Source organism: Blautia aquisgranensis, assembly GCF_040096615.1.
Classification (GTDB): domain Bacteria; phylum Bacillota; class Clostridia; order Lachnospirales; family Lachnospiraceae; genus Blautia_A; species Blautia_A aquisgranensis.
Genome location: NZ_JBBMEJ010000002.1, coordinates 149,076 through 163,820 on the forward strand (window position 1 = coordinate 149,076; position 14,745 = coordinate 163,820).

Genomic DNA, 14,745 nt, shown 5'->3' on the forward strand with positions numbered 1-14,745 from the left:
ATGAAGCTGAATCATTTTGATGAAAATGGAAATGCTGTTATGGTTGATGTGTCCAATAAACCGGACACTCACCGCACAGCAACAGCTACCGGTGTCATTCATGTAAGTCCGGAGATTATGGCTGCTGTAAAAGACGGCAGCGTGAAAAAGGGTGACGTACTTGGCGTGGCACGTGTAGCAGGTATTATGGGAGTGAAGCGTACTTCTGAGCTGATCCCCATGTGTCATCCGCTTCCCATTCAGAAATGCTCGGTGGATTTTGAGATTGATGAGAATGCAGGAGTGATTCGTGTATTCTGTACAGTAAAAACAGAAGGAAAAACCGGCGTAGAGATGGAAGCGCTGACAGGTGTTCAGGTGACACTTCTGACAATCTATGATATGTGCAAGGCTATTGACAAGCACATGGTCATGTCAGATATTCATCTGGAAGAAAAGACGGGAGGCAAAAGCGGAGATTTCCGTTTTGAAAAATAATGATAGACAGGTGCGGAAGAAACATTGATTATCTCAGAATTTCCGTAACTGACAGATGTAATTTGCGGTGTATCTATTGTATGCCGGAGGAGGGAGTGCAGCATGTGGAGCGCTCCCTCATTTTGCAGGAAGAGGAAATTCTGAGGATCTGCCGGGTGATGGCAGAGCTGGGAATCCGGAAGATCAAGCTTACCGGAGGTGAGCCGCTGGTGCGTCCGGGAATGCCCCGGCTTGTTGAAAAACTGAAAAATATGCCGGGAATCGAGAAGGTGACTCTGACTACAAATGGTGTGCTTCTGAAAGATCAGATGAGGGATTTTGCCGGGGCGGGACTGGACGGATTAAATATCAGCCTGGATTCGCTGGATGCAGATTGCAGTAGGAAGATCACCAGGCGGGATGAGCTTGGACGAACGTTTGGAGGAATTGAAGAAGCGCTGAAGTATCCGGAGATTTCGCTGAAAATTAATTGTGTACCGCTTGGAATTCCGGAGCAGGATCTTTGCAGAGTTGCTTTTCTGGCACAGGATCATAAGGTGCATGTGCGTTTTATTGAGATGATGCCCATTGGAATAGGAAAAGAATTTCGAGGGGTATCGGAAGAGGAATTGCTGGGAATCCTGGGAAAAAAACTTCCACGTTTTTCTGTGTATGAAGGGGAGCCGCTGGGAAATGGACCCTGCCATTATTATGAGGTAGAGGGTTTTTCCGGGAAGATCGGTTTTATCAGTGCGGTGAGTCATAAGTTTTGTGGTGAGTGTAACCGGATCCGGTTGACTTCCCAGGGATTTTTGAAGACCTGCCTGCAGTATGCGGCGGGACGGGATCTCCGTGCGGTGATCCGGGGCGGCGGATCGGATGAAGAACTGAAGGCTGTGATCCTGGAGGCTCTTTCGGAAAAACCGGATGGGCATATTTTTGGTGGAAACCTGGAGAAACAGAAGGAAGATAAGACAGAGAAGCTTTGTATGAGCCAGATCGGAGGTTGAGGATGAAAAGAGTTGCGGTAATTACTTCCAGTGACAAGGGGTACAGAGGTGAGAGGGAGGATCTTAGTGGTCCTGCTGTGAAGGAGATCGTGGAGGCGGCTGGTTATCAGGTTGTTTCCATGGATATTTTGCCGGATGACCGTGAGATGCTGAGTGCCAGAATGGCGGAGATTGCGGATCTGGGTCTGGCGGAGCTGATCCTGACTACGGGCGGTACTGGTTTTTCCCAGAGGGATGTAACGCCGGAGGCTACTGAGGATGTGATCGAGCGACGTGTTCCGGGGATTCCGGAGGCGATGCGGGCGTTTAGTATGACGATCACGAAGAGGGCGATGCTGAGTCGTGCTACGGCGGGAATCCGGAAGAAAACGCTGATCATTAATCTGCCGGGGAGCCCTAAGGCTGTGCGGGAGAGTCTGGAGGTTGTGATGGATTCGCTGGGGCATGGAATTGAGATTTTGACTGGAGAAGCGGGGGAGTGCGGGCGGTAGAACGGTGGGGGTTAACGAACGGACGGTCCGCACAGCCGGGGCCTGACGTTTGGAGACGATAAGTTCTACCGGACACGGGAAGAAAGTGGAGACAGCGCTGGTTGTGCGTTTGAATGGATGGATAAGTTCTGGCGATGATATAGTTTTTTTAGAGGAGTTATAATAAATGGGAAAAGTACTTGCGGTTTGTATCAGTGAGAAGAAGGGGACGCAGAAGAGTAATGTTGGTTCGGCGGTTTTTGTGAAGGACTGGGGGATTGAGGGGGATGCTCATGCGGGGAAGTGGCACCGGCAGGTGAGCCTGCTTTCCGGTGAAAAGATCGAGGCGTTTCGTGCGAAAGGTGCGGATGTTGAGGATGGTGCTTTCGGGGAGAACCTGGTGGTTGAGGGAATTGATTTTGCGAAGCTGCCGGTTGGTACCAGATTTCGCTGTGGTGATGTTGTGCTGGAGCTGACTCAGATCGGGAAAGAGTGCCATAACGGATGTGCTATTTTTCAGAAGATGGGTGAGTGCATCATGCCCCGGGAGGGTGTATTTACAAAAGTGCTGAAGGGTGGAAAAGTATCTGTGGGTGATGAGATGACTGTGGATAAAGCGATGATTTTTGATACACATGCACATTATGATGATGAGGCTTTTGACGAGGATCGTTTTGCCATGCTGGACAGGATGCAGGAGAACGGAATAGGGCATATTGTGGACGTGTGTGCTTCGGTAGGACATTTTGACAGAGTTTATGATCTGGTGGAGAAATATCCTTTTGTTTATGGTGCAGTGGGCGTGCATCCGGATGATGCGGAGAAAGTGGATGATGCGGTTCTGGATGAGATCCGGAGATACTGCGACATGGAAAAAACTGTGGCAGTGGGAGAGATTGGGCTGGATTATTACTGGCATAAGGAGAAAGAAGAGCATCTTCTTCAGCAGAAGGTATTCCGCTGGCAGATGGACATCGCCCGTGAAAAAAAGCTCCCGTTTATGATCCACAGCCGTGATGCTGCGGAGGATACTCTGAATATTGTGAGAGAATATATGAAGGATGGAATGTATGGCGGGATTATTCACTGTTTTTCTTACAGTAAAGAGATTGCAAGGGAATACCTGAACATGGGACTTTATCTTGGAATTGGTGGTGTAGTCACATTCAAGAATTCCCGGAAGCTGAAGGAAGTAGTAGAGTACGCACCTCTGTCCCAGATCCTTCTGGAAACCGACTGCCCATACATGGCACCTGTGCCGAATCGCGGAAAAAGAAATTCTTCGCTGTATCTGCCGGAGGTTGTAAAGACAATCGCGGAGATTAAGGGCGTCAGCTGCGAGGAAGTTGTGGCTGTGACGGAGAGTAATGCGATGCGGGTGTTTGGAGTGGTTTGAGAGATGAATTGCTGAAAAGTAATGTAGCTGTTTGAACATGGAAAATGTTTATATATAGAAAAAAGAGTCACTGTATAGAAGATGAGAAAGGAATCCCATGCATTTCTTCTGATGAAACAGATCCAGGCGATCTATCGGGAAGAAGGGAAACTGAATGACCTTTCTTCTGATGAACGGTTTAAGCAACGGCAGGCGGTTATCAAACCGCTTGTGGATGCGTTTTTTGCGTACCTAAAAACTATAAATGTGTCTAAGAAGGATAAATTTGGTGATGCTGTTGGCTATGCGCGGAATCAGGAAAAATATCTCCGTGTATTTCTTACAGATGGAGATGTCCCAATCGATAATAATGCATCCGAAAGGGCAATCCGGGGTTTCTGTATCGGAAAGAAGAACTGGCAGATGATCGATACAATCCATGGTGCCAAGTCTTCCGCAATCATTTACAGTATTGTAGAAACTGCAAAAGCCAATAATCTGAAACCTTTTGATTATGTGCAGCATCTCTTGGAAGAGATTCCGAAACACATGAATGATAAGGATTGTTCTTTTCTGGAAGATCTTCTGCCCTGGTCAGAAAAACTTCCAGCCGGGATCCGCAAAGCTTAAATATCGGTGGCTGCAAAGCAGCCGACTAAAAATGTCAAGGTACTCGCTATTTTGCGTTTACCTTTCGGAAGCGGCATGTTCCTTGATGTGTGTTTGAGAATGATGTAAAAATGTATGGTATAAAGAAAATAAAGGAATATATAGCAAATCAGCTACAGAATGATTTGGAATACGATCAAATGACACTGAAAGAGTATATTGACCCGTTTACGGGTGAGCCAGTAAAACATAACAAATAAAATAAGCCCGAAAGGGCTTGGTAAGTAAATGATGTTGCGATTGGCGAATCTATTTCGATGAGTCTTTAGACTCCAGTGCCGGTAATAGACCCTTATAAGGTCAAAGCAAACCACCGGCTTAGCCGGTGGTCGTGATTACAGGGACTTTAAGATGTTTATAAGGCGGGAATTAGCTTCCGGCATCATAATGCAGAAGCGGACAAACTCACCCTCCAGACACTGAAAAGAGGAGCAGTCACGGATCATAAGCCCCTGACGGATACAGGCTTCAAATACATCGTAGGAGGTCAGTCCTTCTTTAAGGATCTTAAGAAGGATAAAGTTGGCGTATGCAGGATAGACCTTATAGGTGGAGATATCTTTCAGCTCATGGATCATGCGGTCGCGTTCGGACAGAATGAGCTCGCGTGTGCTGCGGATATAATCTTCATCCTGAAGCATAATCTCACCTGCAAAAGCACCGATACTGTTTAAGGACCATGGAGTCTGTTTCTCGCGCATTTTTGAGAGAAAATCCATGTTTCCGGTGATTCCGTAGCCCAGACGCATTCCTGGTGCCGCGAAAAATTTCGATACACCGCGGAGTACCATGAGGTTGGTGAATTCCCGGGTAAGTGGAACTGCTGTGATAGCGTTGATGTCCGGGGCAAATTCTACATAAGTCTCGTCGATCATTACGAAGATATTTTTTTCCGCACAGAAGCTGATCAGGCTGCGGAGATCTTCCTGGGAAATGGCAGAGGAAGTCGGATTGTTCGGATTGCAGAGAATCAGAAAATCATAGCCCCGTTCAAGCTTTTTGCAGAGATCCGGAATATCCGGCTCGAAATCTGCACTTTCCTGAAGGTGGTAATATTCCTGGGTACTTCCGGAAAAAGAAAGCTCTCTGGAATATTCAGAGTAGGTAGGTCCGAGAATCAGGGTATGCTGCGGAGCTCTTTCCTGGATGAGGAGAGAGATCAGTTCACTGGAACCGTTTCCCGGAAGGATGAAATCTGCCGGAATATTGCAGTAGCGGGAAATGGTATTGCGAAGAGATGTGTATTCTCTGTCAGGATAGGAAGAAAGAATATCAACGTGTTCAGCAATTGCCCTGCTGGCCTTCGGTGATAAGCCAAGCGGATTAACGTTGGCACCGAATTTGACGATGTCTTCTTTTTTCAGATTGTAATAGCTACATATTTTTTCTATATCACTTCCATGAAAAACTGGTTTTGTGTCCATTATCTGTCACCTCATTTATCTGCTTATTATTCGTAAAAATTAATTCCAGTATACACCAGAATCAGGGGTATTTCCAGAAATCTTTTGCCGGGCTGATTTTGGCGGACCGGTATGGAAATCTGCCGGGCTGTCTGATAAAATAAAAACAGGAATATCTGGCAGTGGCAGCCTGTGATCATATAAGGAAAAGAGGAAACGGCTATGAAGACAGAAGACAAAAAAATTGCAGTGATCGGAATTGGTGGTGTTGGTGGATATGTGGCAGGTATGCTGGCAAAGGCATATCCGCAAGTGACTATGGTAGCCCGTGGAGCGCGTGCAGAGAGCATTCGTGAAAAGGGACTTGTGCTGCACAGTGATTATAAGGGAGAAATCGTGGCGAAACCGGAGCGGGTGGTCCCAGTCCGGGAAATGGGACAGCAGGATTATATTTTTATCTGTGTAAAAAATTATTCGCTTGCAGAAGTATGTGAAAGTATCCGGGATATGGTTACAGAGGATACGGTGATCATTCCGGTAATGAACGGTGTGGATCCCGGGGAAAAGATCCGCGCACTTATTAAAAAAGGAACGGTTGTAGATTCGCTGATCTATACGGTGGCTTTTGCAAATTCGGACTTTTCGATTTCGCAGCAGGATACTTTTACCTGGCTCTGTATCGGCATCAAGGATGCGAATGAGAAACAGCAGGAGAAAGTCAGAGAGGTGGCCGAGATCCTGAAGGGTGCGGATATTGATTACAGGGATGAAGGGGATATCCAGGTAGAGATCTGGAGAAAGTATATCCTTAACTGTGCGTTTAATGTAATGACTGCTTTTTATGACAATACCATCGGAGAGCTTCGAAAAGATCCTGTGAAAGCGGAACAGTATGAGAGGCTTGTATGGGAGGCTGCCAGTGTTGGACGTGCCAAAGGTGTTGCTTTGACAGATGAACATATTAATGAAGTGATCCATAAATTCCGTCATGTGCATGCAGATAATGCGACAAGCTCGCTGCAGAGGGATTTCCGCATCCGGAAAAAGGAGACGGAGCTTGAGACATTCAGTGGTTATATTGTACAGGAGGCGAAGCGTCTAGGGGTGGACATTCCTCTTTCTGAAAAAATGTATGAGGGTCTGAAGGAGATGGCGGAGAAATTCTGAGCATGTGATTAAAAGCTGCTCTTGACAAAAATTCTCACCTTTGTTACAATGACGAAAATCAATTCCGTGAGGGAGTAGTTCGCGTGTAAACGTGGTTTGTCAACATACTGGTGTCATCACCTGGCAAATCTTAAAGAATGAGACTCATGTATGCTTTATTTCGGTTACAGAAATAGAGCATACGTGAGTCTTTTTTTATGGCTCCGAACCGGCATATATGAAAAGGAGAAGAAGATATGTTGTTGTTTATGAAGGTACTTTTTACCCAGTTTATTGCGGAAATGGGCGACAAAACACAGCTGATGCTGGTGGCGATGACATCGAAATTCAAGCTGAAGGACATTCTGATGGGAACCGGTGTTGCGATTCTGGTACTGAACGGACTGGCTGTTCTTGCCGGTGGTCTTATCAGCACAGTGATCCCTACCTGGCTGATCCGTCTGATCGCAGGCGCAGCGTTCCTGTTTTTTGCTGCGACCACATTAAAAGGTGACGATGACGAGGAAGAAAATGTGAAGGATCGCAAGATCAAATTCGCACCGCTTTCTGTATTCTGTACATTTTTTGTTGCGGAGCTTGGAGATAAAACACAGCTTACAGCGATCACCTTCGGTGCAAATGAAGGTTTAAGTTCGGCAGTTGTTGTATGGCTTGCCTGTTCATTAGGCCTTTTTGCTGCAGATGTGATCGGACTTCTTATCGGCTATCTTCTGAAAAGCAAGGCTCCGGAAGGAATCCTTAATACGGTTGCATTTTTTATTTTCTCAATTTTCGGAATCATTACATTAAGGCAGGGATTCGGACTTCTGCTGGGAGCAGGATCTTCCATGGTACTCCCTTTGACTGTGGTGGTTACGGTTGTATTTGTGGTGGTCTGCCTGGTGTTGTATAGGAAAGGGAAGAAGAAAGCTGCTTAGATGATTAATCAATTATAACAATCCTGCATACACTGTAAAAAAGCGTCTTCGGGGGCTTGGCAGTGAAGGATTATATAGAGGAACGTGCAGTTGAAGTAGCGGGATATATCATTGAAACAAAGGCGACTGTGAGACAGGCGGCGAAAAAGTTTGGGATCAGTAAGAGTACGGTACATATGGAAGTAACAATATAGAACGGTTCGTTTGGGTAATAGAATAAGAAAAACCAAGGAGGAACGAACCATGAAGGATTTGAAAACTAGAATTACGGAGAATGGCATTGATTATGTACTTGTCGGGGATTATTATATCCCAGACTTGAAGCTGCCGGAGGAAAAGCGATCTATCGGTAAGTGGGGACGAATGCACAGGGAGTATCTGAAAAAGCAGTGCTACGGTAGATATTCCAGTTTACTGCTGACCGGAAAACTTTGGAGCTATCTGGAGGATTTGGACGAACAAGCGGAGGAACGGTTTACGTGTATTGTTGATCAGATGAAAGCGGCTGAGGGAGTGACGGAGGAATTGAAGCGGAAAGATGCTATGCTTTGGGTACAACGGTGTAATAATATTAGAAACAGAGCAGAAGAAATTGTACTGAACGAAATGGTTTATATTTAGTATGGAGCAGTCAGCCGAAAGGCTGGCTGTTTTTCTTTTCCTAGCGACAGAAAATGATTGACAATGTTATAAGACTGTGGTAGTCTGAAAACAAGAACAGACTACTGTAGTCTTATAGGAGGCGAAACAAGTGACAGAGGAAAATATCAAACTTTTTGATTCGGAATTAAAGGTAATGGATGTTCTGTGGAAGGATGGTGACGTGCCAGCGAAATATGTTGCAGATACTTTAAACAGAGAAGTCGGCTGGAATAAAAACACAACGTATACATTGATTAAGCGGTGTATCAATAAAGGCGCGATTGAACGAACGGAACCGGGATTTATGTGCCATGCGCTTATAGCAAAAGAACAGGTACAGGATCTGGAAACAGATGAACTTATTGATAAGATATATGATGGATCTGTTGACAAGTTGTTTGCGGCACTTCTTGGCAGAAAAAAACTTTCTATGGAGCAGATTAAGAACCTGAAGCAGATCGTCAGTGAATTGGAATGAGGTGATGTATATGAGCCTGCTGCAAATGAGTTTTCTGGGAACGGTTATTATTTTACTTATTGTGGTATTAAGGGCTGTGCTTATCAACAGATTACCGAAGAAAACATTTTTGATTTTATGGTGGATTGCATTAATACGGTTATTAGTTCCATTTTCCATAAAATCAGTCACAAGTATTTATTCTCTGTTGCAGAGTATTTATTCTGATATAAACCCAGTGAGAACGGCGCAAACGACAACATTTTTACCCATTCATGGTAATATGCCTGAGATAGCAAATGGATTATCAGAGGCTATGGTGCAGAGAACAGAATCCATTTCGATTTTGAGTGTAATATGGCTGGCAGGTCTGTTACTTTGTTTTGGATTTTTTGCGGTTTCCTATATAAAATGTTATCGGGAATTTCGATTTTCGCTGCCTGTTGAAAATGATATTTTGGAAGCATGGAAGGAAAAACATCCACTAAAAAGGAGTCTATCCATCCGGCAGACAGAAACCATAGCTGCACCACTTTCTTATGGTGTGATTCGCCCAGTTATTTTAATGCCGAAAAATACAGAATGGAAAAATATTTATCAGCTTCGTTATGTGTTGGAACATGAATATGTGCATATCAGACGGCTTGATATGCTTACAAAGCTGATAATGATTGCTGCAGTATGCATTCATTGGTTTAATCCTCTTGTGTGGGTAATGTATATTCTTTTTAACAGAGATTTGGAATTATCCTGTGACGAAACCGTAGTCCGTAGATTTGGAATGGATATAAAGTCGGTATATGCAACTGCTTTAATATCTATGGAAGAAAAAAAGAGCGGACTGACACCATTATGTAACAGTTTCAGTAAAAATGCGATTGAAGAGAGGATAAGAGCAATTATGAAGATAAAGAAGACATCTAAGTTTGCAGTAATTATAAGTGCAGTATTGGTAATTTGCGTGACAGGTGGATTTGCAACTTCCGCATCATCCTTGGAGAAAAAGACAGAGACAGCGCAAGAAAACGGTGAAACAACAGTTGCTTTAAACGAAGTGAATATCCGGGAAGATGAATCACTTTCAAGTTCGGATGTGGAATGGTGGACAGCAGAAGAGTATGCGAAATGGCTGGACGAGGAAAAAGAAGTTCTGCAGTCTATGATTGGTGAAAAAGCTTATACAGGCGGCGACGGATGGTTTGTATGGACACAGGAAAAGGTAGATGAGACGATTGCACTTTATGAGGATAATCTTCAAAAAATAAAAGATGGGATGAAGTTGTCGAAATCATCTGATGATGCAGTGGGAATTACAATGGCATATTCTCCGGAAAATATAGAATATGCGAAGCAGGAAGCAGAAACGGTCACCGAAAATAAAGACAGTAATGAAAATGTATTCAGCGAAGAACAGCTTTCTGAATATGCAAAAGCGGGAATAACTTACCAGAAAGAAACAGGATTTCTGATGTATGATGGAAAGACCATTGGATATTTCCGGGATGAGTTTAAGCCGGGTACTTATACAATAAGTTCCAAACGTGGAGGTACGCTTCGAGTTGAAGTGCAAAGGGAAAACTATGGCACCATCACAGACGTAAAGGCAGAACCGTTATCAGATGATTTTTGGTCAGAACCGGCGGCATTGGTTGAAAGTTCCGGCGGAGAAGCTGTAACTGCAGATGAAATGAAAGGATCTGTTTTTGAAGAAGGAGGAAGTGAGAACATAGCGGCTGATGACATGGGCGAATATAGCAGTGAAGAGGGAAAAGGTCTTAATATTGCTGTTCCACAGGAGTATGCTGATTATGGAGTATCCTGTGATGCTCAAGGAAACTGGGTTTATAATGGTAAGATTATAGCAGATTTATATGATGAGGGAAGGGGAATCTTTTCTAACAGCAACGGCACTATGTACATTGAAGTAACGAGAGACAAAAGTGGAAAGATTAGCAGCTTTCAAAAAGTAAGCAAAAATAGAATGCAGGAATTATTTACTGAATTTAATCCGGAAACGGAAACATTTGCGGAATATAATTCAGAGGCGAAGCATTAAGTTAGTGCTAAATGAAACGAGGATGATTAAGTGGGAAAAATATTGCTGGTATCATTCGAGGGAGATGAGGAAGAGTTGGTAAATTCTGTTATTTCCGTGTTAGATTCCGGCAGAGAAAAATTCCTTTTTCAGGAAATACAACTTCAATCGAAAATAAGGCATAAGGGTATAGCGATTGATTTGAAACGGAGGGAAGTTGTTCGTGATAATAGAAAAATAGAATTAACTTACACCGAGTTTGAAATCCTGCAGTTATTAGCACAAAATCCAGGAAGGGTATTTAGTAAGGAGCAGATTTATGATGTAGTCTGGAAAGAAGCCTATTCTGGCGATTACAATATTGTCATGAGTCATATCAGCCATATTCGTGAGAAGATAGAAGATGATCCGGGCAACCCGGTATATATTCAAACCGTCTGGGGTGTAGGATACAAGTTTAATGAGAGGGCAGGCAGCGAGTAAATTCGCTGCCTTTCCTTTACAGGGATGGATTCAGATTTCGCTGAGTTTCAAGATAATATTGCTCTGCTGATACAGCCAGTCCGTGAATTCCGTTGGCTTGGTTGTTCCTGCCTTTACAGCTTTCTTACGCCGCAGAGCTTCTTTCTTAAAAAGGTCAAACGCAGTTTTCATTTCTTCCAGACGTTCAATCGGAAAATCAGCAGTTTTTTTGGATTTATTGATTTTATTACGCCAATTCTGGCATTCATTTTTATAAAGCAAATCATAGTTATTTTCTCTGGCTCGTTCATCAAATTCCCTTTTATTTTGAAGTGCCTGTGCTTTACGGCACTTATCACTGCATAGTTCATAACGCTGGTTTTTTGCCAGAAAATATTTTCCACAGACTTTGCACTGACGGAAACAAAGGCCCCAGTCATTCAGCCGATTCAAGTAATAAGTGATAAGCGGATAAAAAGAGCTGTAGGCAGCTACGCATTCTGTTCTGCGCCTATTATCCGGAAACCAAAGTTCAAGTCGAGTGATTTCAGCAGGAGTGTTGCGGAAATAAAGACTGCCAGTATGAAAGCGTTCTGGTTTTCCGGTATCAGAATTAAAATTCATGACATTTTCTGTTTGGAATGCCTGAGTCAAAATTTGGATTTTTTCTATAAAACGATCACAGGCAGTATTACGGTCACGATATTCCCTTGTAACAAGATATTCATTCCAAATACGGAATGTAGCATACATTCTCACCGGATCACCGGTGAGATATTTTTTTGCCAGAAAATCACCAGCAGTCTGTTCCAGTGCAGGCTGTTTCCAACGGTTAGTGTGCAATGCATCACGTAGGGGAGCAAGTCCATATATATTCCAGTTCTTTTCTTTATCATATTCAAAATCTATCAGAAAACGTCCTAGAGGACGTGTTATATCATATATGACATCGTTATCTTTATTTCCGTCCAGTCGAAAACGGATTTGCTGTTCCGTTCCGATTAAAATTCGCTCCTTCATTTTGTCTCTATCCAATGCCAGAACGAAGAGGATGTGGTCGTAGCAAGGTTCTTGCCTTATAAATTGATAAGTCATTTCTATTTGCTCCTGTTTTGTATGGTAATTTTAAAAAATATAATATTAGTTACATTTATGGTATCGCGAAAGTATTGAAAAGTCAAGATGAGATTGATAAGATACGATTGCATGGTAATTTCGTACTATGCAGTGTACTTTGACAACTTTATGACCGTCTAACCTGAGATAAACCGCCATGACCTTCGATAAAAGAAGTGAGCGCATCCGAATGGATGACGTGTTGTATGCCTTAACAGCAGTATGACTCAGGAAACAGGAAAGATAAAACGGCAATGAGAAGCTAAAAAAATGAGATCAAAAATGGAGGAACAACATGAGTGAAAATAAGAGATTAAACAATTATGATGAACTGCCTCTTGTACTGGATGTGGCTGATATTCAGCGGATTATGGGGATTTCCAGAGTAACGGCTTATGAACTGGTTCATACACCCGGTTTTCCGGCATTTCGAAGCGGCAGATTAATTAAGGTTAGTAAAATTGCTTTTTTCGAATGGATGGCAAAGGGGAATGGAAGGGTGCCGGAGAATAGTAACTAAATCTGGAGCAGAGCGGAGAGCGAAGTCTTTTGTGCAGGTTAAGGGCGGCAGCCATTGCCCAGTGAGTTGATGCGTGCGTCTACTCGTACTGGGTATTACCTGACGCAAATTCACGCAGGTTTGCAGCTTCGCTGCCTTATTTAATTTGGAAAAACGTGAAAAAGGAGGGCAAGAAAATTATTGAAAGCAACAAGACACAATGGACGCTCCGGGAAAAATGGCACTTATAATCCCAGGCATAATGATCGCCGTTTCGACTTGGAAAACAGTGAACATATTGATGCTGGAAGAGTCAGAGAAAATATTTACTGGGACTGTTACCGTGGCTATACCACAATGCAGAACAGGGAAGAAGATTCTCAGGATATCAGTTTTGAGAAAATTGAATGTACTTTTTATCAGGAACATTATGGAAAATATATAGAAGCGCAGAATGAAAGAAATGCAAGAACCCGTCATACAGAGCGTAACCGATCTGTGGAAGATTTACTAAAGAACAATAAAACCTGTCCAGAGGAAACTATTTTTCAAATAGGAACAGTAGAAGAATCTGTTTCCTATGAAATATTACTTGCGGTCGTACAGGACTTTACAAAGCAGTTCACAAATCGGTTCGGTTCTCATGTCCATATTCTGGACTGGGCACTGCATTTGGACGAAGGAACGCCGCACATTCATGAACGTCATGTTTTTGATTGTGAGAATAAGTACGGGGAAATCTGTCCCCAGCAGGAAAAAGCACTGGAAGAATTAGGGATTGCACTTCCAAAACCGGATAAACCTAAAGGCCGCAATAATAATCGAAAGCAGACTTTTGATGCTATTTGCCGGACAATGCTTTTTGATATAACTCGAAAATACGGGTTGCATCTGGAAGAAGAACCGTCTTATGGAGGGCGAGATTATCTTGAAAAGCAGGATTATATCCTGTTTAAGCAAAAGAAACAGATGAAAAACCAGACAGAAATACTGGATACACTTACTTTGAAAATTGAAGAAGTAGAAGCTTTGATCGATGAAGTTTCAGATATTGCTTACGACAAAGCTGTGGAGGTTGTGACGGATGAGGTCAGAGTGGAAACCCATAAAGAAGACATTCGTCTGGTAGAACAGTCAAAGGCGTGGGTGCTTTCCCCTGAGCGCAAGGCTTCCCAAAAAGAAAGAACTTATGCTGTAAGTCGATTGGACGGAGTAATTACCAAAATTACAAAAGCTATGCAGACAGCAGTTAAAACAATCCAGACCACGCTGATAAAACCGGAAGTCAAAAAGGTGAATACCGAACAGATTAAGAAAAAAGCCAGAAGTTCCATTCTGGATAGGCTGGCAAAAGCAAAAATTACTGCGGAACAGGAGAACCGAGAGCGATGGGAACACGAAGGAAGAACTAAATTGGGAAGGAACGATATGGAGTTGTGATGTAAAGAAAAGAGGAAAAGGATGAATATATTTGAAGCAGTTAAACAGTCTGTGACTACCCGGCAGGCTGCAGAAAGCTATGGAATACGGGTAAACAAGAATGGAATGGCGGTCTGTCCATTTCACCGTGACAAGAATCCAAGCATGAAAGTGGACAGGCGTTTTCATTGTTTCGGATGTCAGGCAGATGGGGATGTGATTGATTTTACGGCACACTTGTACAATTTAAAACCAAAAGAGGCGGCAGAGAAATTGGCAAGAGATTTTTCTATACATTATGAGAACATGGGGCACAGCCCGCCACAGAGAAAACAAATCAAACGACAGCTAACACAGGAACAGAGGTATCTGCAGGCAGAAAATAGATATTTCCGTGCACTGGCAGATTACCTGCATTTGTTGAAACAGTGGAAAGAAGAGTGTGCTCCGAAACAGGTGGAAGATGTCTGGCATCCGCTGTTTATGGAGGCATTGGAAAAAATATCAGAAACAGAGTACCTGTTGGATACATTATTATCAGGCACATTAGAAGAACGAGTTGCCGTAGTGGTGCTCATGGGAAGGAGGTGACAGCGATTGAACAGAGAATTTCAGACTTTATCACCACAGACACGACAGGAATTGTGC

At 43.3% G+C, this 14,745-nt stretch carries 14 protein-coding genes and 6 pseudogenes; 18 read left to right on the plus strand and 2 right to left on the minus strand.

The window, feature by feature from the left end:
• From moaC to WMO28_RS02630, 7 genes and pseudogenes are all read left to right on the plus strand, one after another.
• Entirely contained in the window at positions 1 to 477 is a 477-nt protein-coding gene (moaC, locus tag WMO28_RS02600; protein ID WP_178645169.1) for a cyclic pyranopterin monophosphate synthase MoaC, read from the plus strand.
• Positions 477 to 1,466, plus strand: a complete 990-nt coding sequence (gene moaA, locus WMO28_RS02605) for a GTP 3',8-cyclase MoaA (RefSeq protein WP_178645168.1) — start codon at positions 477 to 479, stop codon at positions 1,464 to 1,466. The genes moaC and moaA overlap by 1 nt, the downstream gene beginning before the upstream one ends.
• Before the next feature lie 2 nt (positions 1,467 to 1,468).
• Entirely contained in the window at positions 1,469 to 1,957 is a 489-nt protein-coding gene (locus tag WMO28_RS02610) for a molybdenum cofactor synthesis domain-containing protein (RefSeq protein WP_178645167.1), read from the plus strand.
• Positions 1,958 to 2,123: 166 nt separating this feature from the next.
• A pseudogene (locus WMO28_RS02615) lies at positions 2,124 to 2,531 on the plus strand (MOSC domain-containing protein); the annotation flags it as partial.
• A gap of 24 nt (positions 2,532 to 2,555) precedes the next feature.
• On the plus strand, positions 2,556 to 3,332 hold the full coding sequence (locus WMO28_RS02620) for a TatD family hydrolase (RefSeq protein ID WP_349056069.1): 777 nt from the start codon (positions 2,556 to 2,558) through the stop codon (positions 3,330 to 3,332).
• Positions 3,333 to 3,416: 84 nt separating this feature from the next.
• A pseudogene (locus tag WMO28_RS02625) lies at positions 3,417 to 3,941 on the plus strand (IS66 family transposase); the annotation flags it as partial.
• A 122-nt stretch (positions 3,942 to 4,063) separates the two neighbouring features.
• Positions 4,064 to 4,180 (plus strand): annotated as a pseudogene (locus WMO28_RS02630) (IS200/IS605 family transposase); the annotation flags it as partial.
• Between the two features lie 135 nt (positions 4,181 to 4,315).
• Here WMO28_RS02630 and WMO28_RS02635 read toward each other — a convergent pair.
• Positions 4,316 to 5,404, minus strand: a complete 1,089-nt coding sequence (locus WMO28_RS02635) for a pyridoxal phosphate-dependent aminotransferase (protein ID WP_349055981.1) — start codon at positions 5,402 to 5,404, stop codon at positions 4,316 to 4,318.
• Between the two features lie 201 nt (positions 5,405 to 5,605).
• On the opposite strand from WMO28_RS02635, the gene WMO28_RS02640 reads away from it, so the two are divergent.
• The 8 genes and pseudogenes from WMO28_RS02640 (at position 5,606) to WMO28_RS02675 (ending at position 11,084) form a co-directional block, all read left to right on the plus strand.
• Positions 5,606 to 6,550: a 2-dehydropantoate 2-reductase gene (locus WMO28_RS02640; protein ID WP_178645164.1), complete on the plus strand. Its 945-nt coding sequence runs from the start codon at positions 5,606 to 5,608 to the stop codon at positions 6,548 to 6,550.
• A 236-nt stretch (positions 6,551 to 6,786) separates the two neighbouring features.
• Positions 6,787 to 7,467 (plus strand): TMEM165/GDT1 family protein, encoded by a 681-nt coding sequence (locus WMO28_RS02645; RefSeq protein ID WP_349055982.1) that lies wholly within the window; start codon positions 6,787 to 6,789, stop codon positions 7,465 to 7,467.
• Positions 7,468 to 7,529: 62 nt separating this feature from the next.
• Positions 7,530 to 7,655, plus strand: a pseudogene (locus WMO28_RS02650) (sporulation transcriptional regulator SpoIIID); the annotation flags it as partial.
• A 55-nt stretch (positions 7,656 to 7,710) separates the two neighbouring features.
• Positions 7,711 to 8,088 carry a TnpV protein gene (locus tag WMO28_RS02655; protein ID WP_008707145.1) on the plus strand — a complete coding sequence of 126 codons (378 nt, stop codon included), beginning with the start codon at positions 7,711 to 7,713 and terminating at the stop codon, positions 8,086 to 8,088.
• A 130-nt stretch (positions 8,089 to 8,218) separates the two neighbouring features.
• A complete protein-coding gene (locus tag WMO28_RS02660; protein WP_008707144.1) occupies positions 8,219 to 8,587 on the plus strand; it encodes a BlaI/MecI/CopY family transcriptional regulator in 369 nt (122 codons plus the stop codon).
• 25 nt (positions 8,588 to 8,612) lie between these two features.
• Positions 8,613 to 9,455 (plus strand): annotated as a pseudogene (locus WMO28_RS02665) (M56 family metallopeptidase); the annotation flags it as partial.
• 12 nt (positions 9,456 to 9,467) lie between these two features.
• Positions 9,468 to 10,622, plus strand: coding sequence for a hypothetical protein (locus tag WMO28_RS02670; protein WP_349056074.1), 1,155 nt, complete (start codon positions 9,468 to 9,470; stop codon positions 10,620 to 10,622).
• A 30-nt stretch (positions 10,623 to 10,652) separates the two neighbouring features.
• Positions 10,653 to 11,084, plus strand: a complete 432-nt coding sequence (locus tag WMO28_RS02675) for a winged helix-turn-helix domain-containing protein (protein WP_022388636.1) — start codon at positions 10,653 to 10,655, stop codon at positions 11,082 to 11,084.
• Between the two features lie 30 nt (positions 11,085 to 11,114).
• On the opposite strand, the gene WMO28_RS02680 is transcribed toward WMO28_RS02675, so the two are convergent.
• Positions 11,115 to 12,158, minus strand: a complete 1,044-nt coding sequence (locus WMO28_RS02680; RefSeq protein ID WP_195979371.1) for a DUF6076 domain-containing protein — start codon at positions 12,156 to 12,158, stop codon at positions 11,115 to 11,117.
• A 316-nt stretch (positions 12,159 to 12,474) separates the two neighbouring features.
• On the opposite strand from WMO28_RS02680, the gene WMO28_RS02685 reads away from it, so the two are divergent.
• The 3 genes and pseudogenes from WMO28_RS02685 to WMO28_RS02695 all read left to right on the plus strand — a co-directional run.
• On the plus strand, positions 12,475 to 12,699 hold the full coding sequence (locus tag WMO28_RS02685; RefSeq protein WP_008707138.1) for a helix-turn-helix domain-containing protein: 225 nt from the start codon (positions 12,475 to 12,477) through the stop codon (positions 12,697 to 12,699).
• 477 nt (positions 12,700 to 13,176) lie between these two features.
• Entirely contained in the window at positions 13,177 to 14,118 is a 942-nt protein-coding gene (locus WMO28_RS02690; RefSeq protein WP_435375711.1) for a serine/arginine repetitive matrix protein 2, read from the plus strand.
• 21 nt (positions 14,119 to 14,139) lie between these two features.
• Positions 14,140 to 14,738 (plus strand): annotated as a pseudogene (locus WMO28_RS02695) (CHC2 zinc finger domain-containing protein); the annotation flags it as partial.
• Between the last annotated feature and the right edge of the window lie 7 nt (positions 14,739 to 14,745).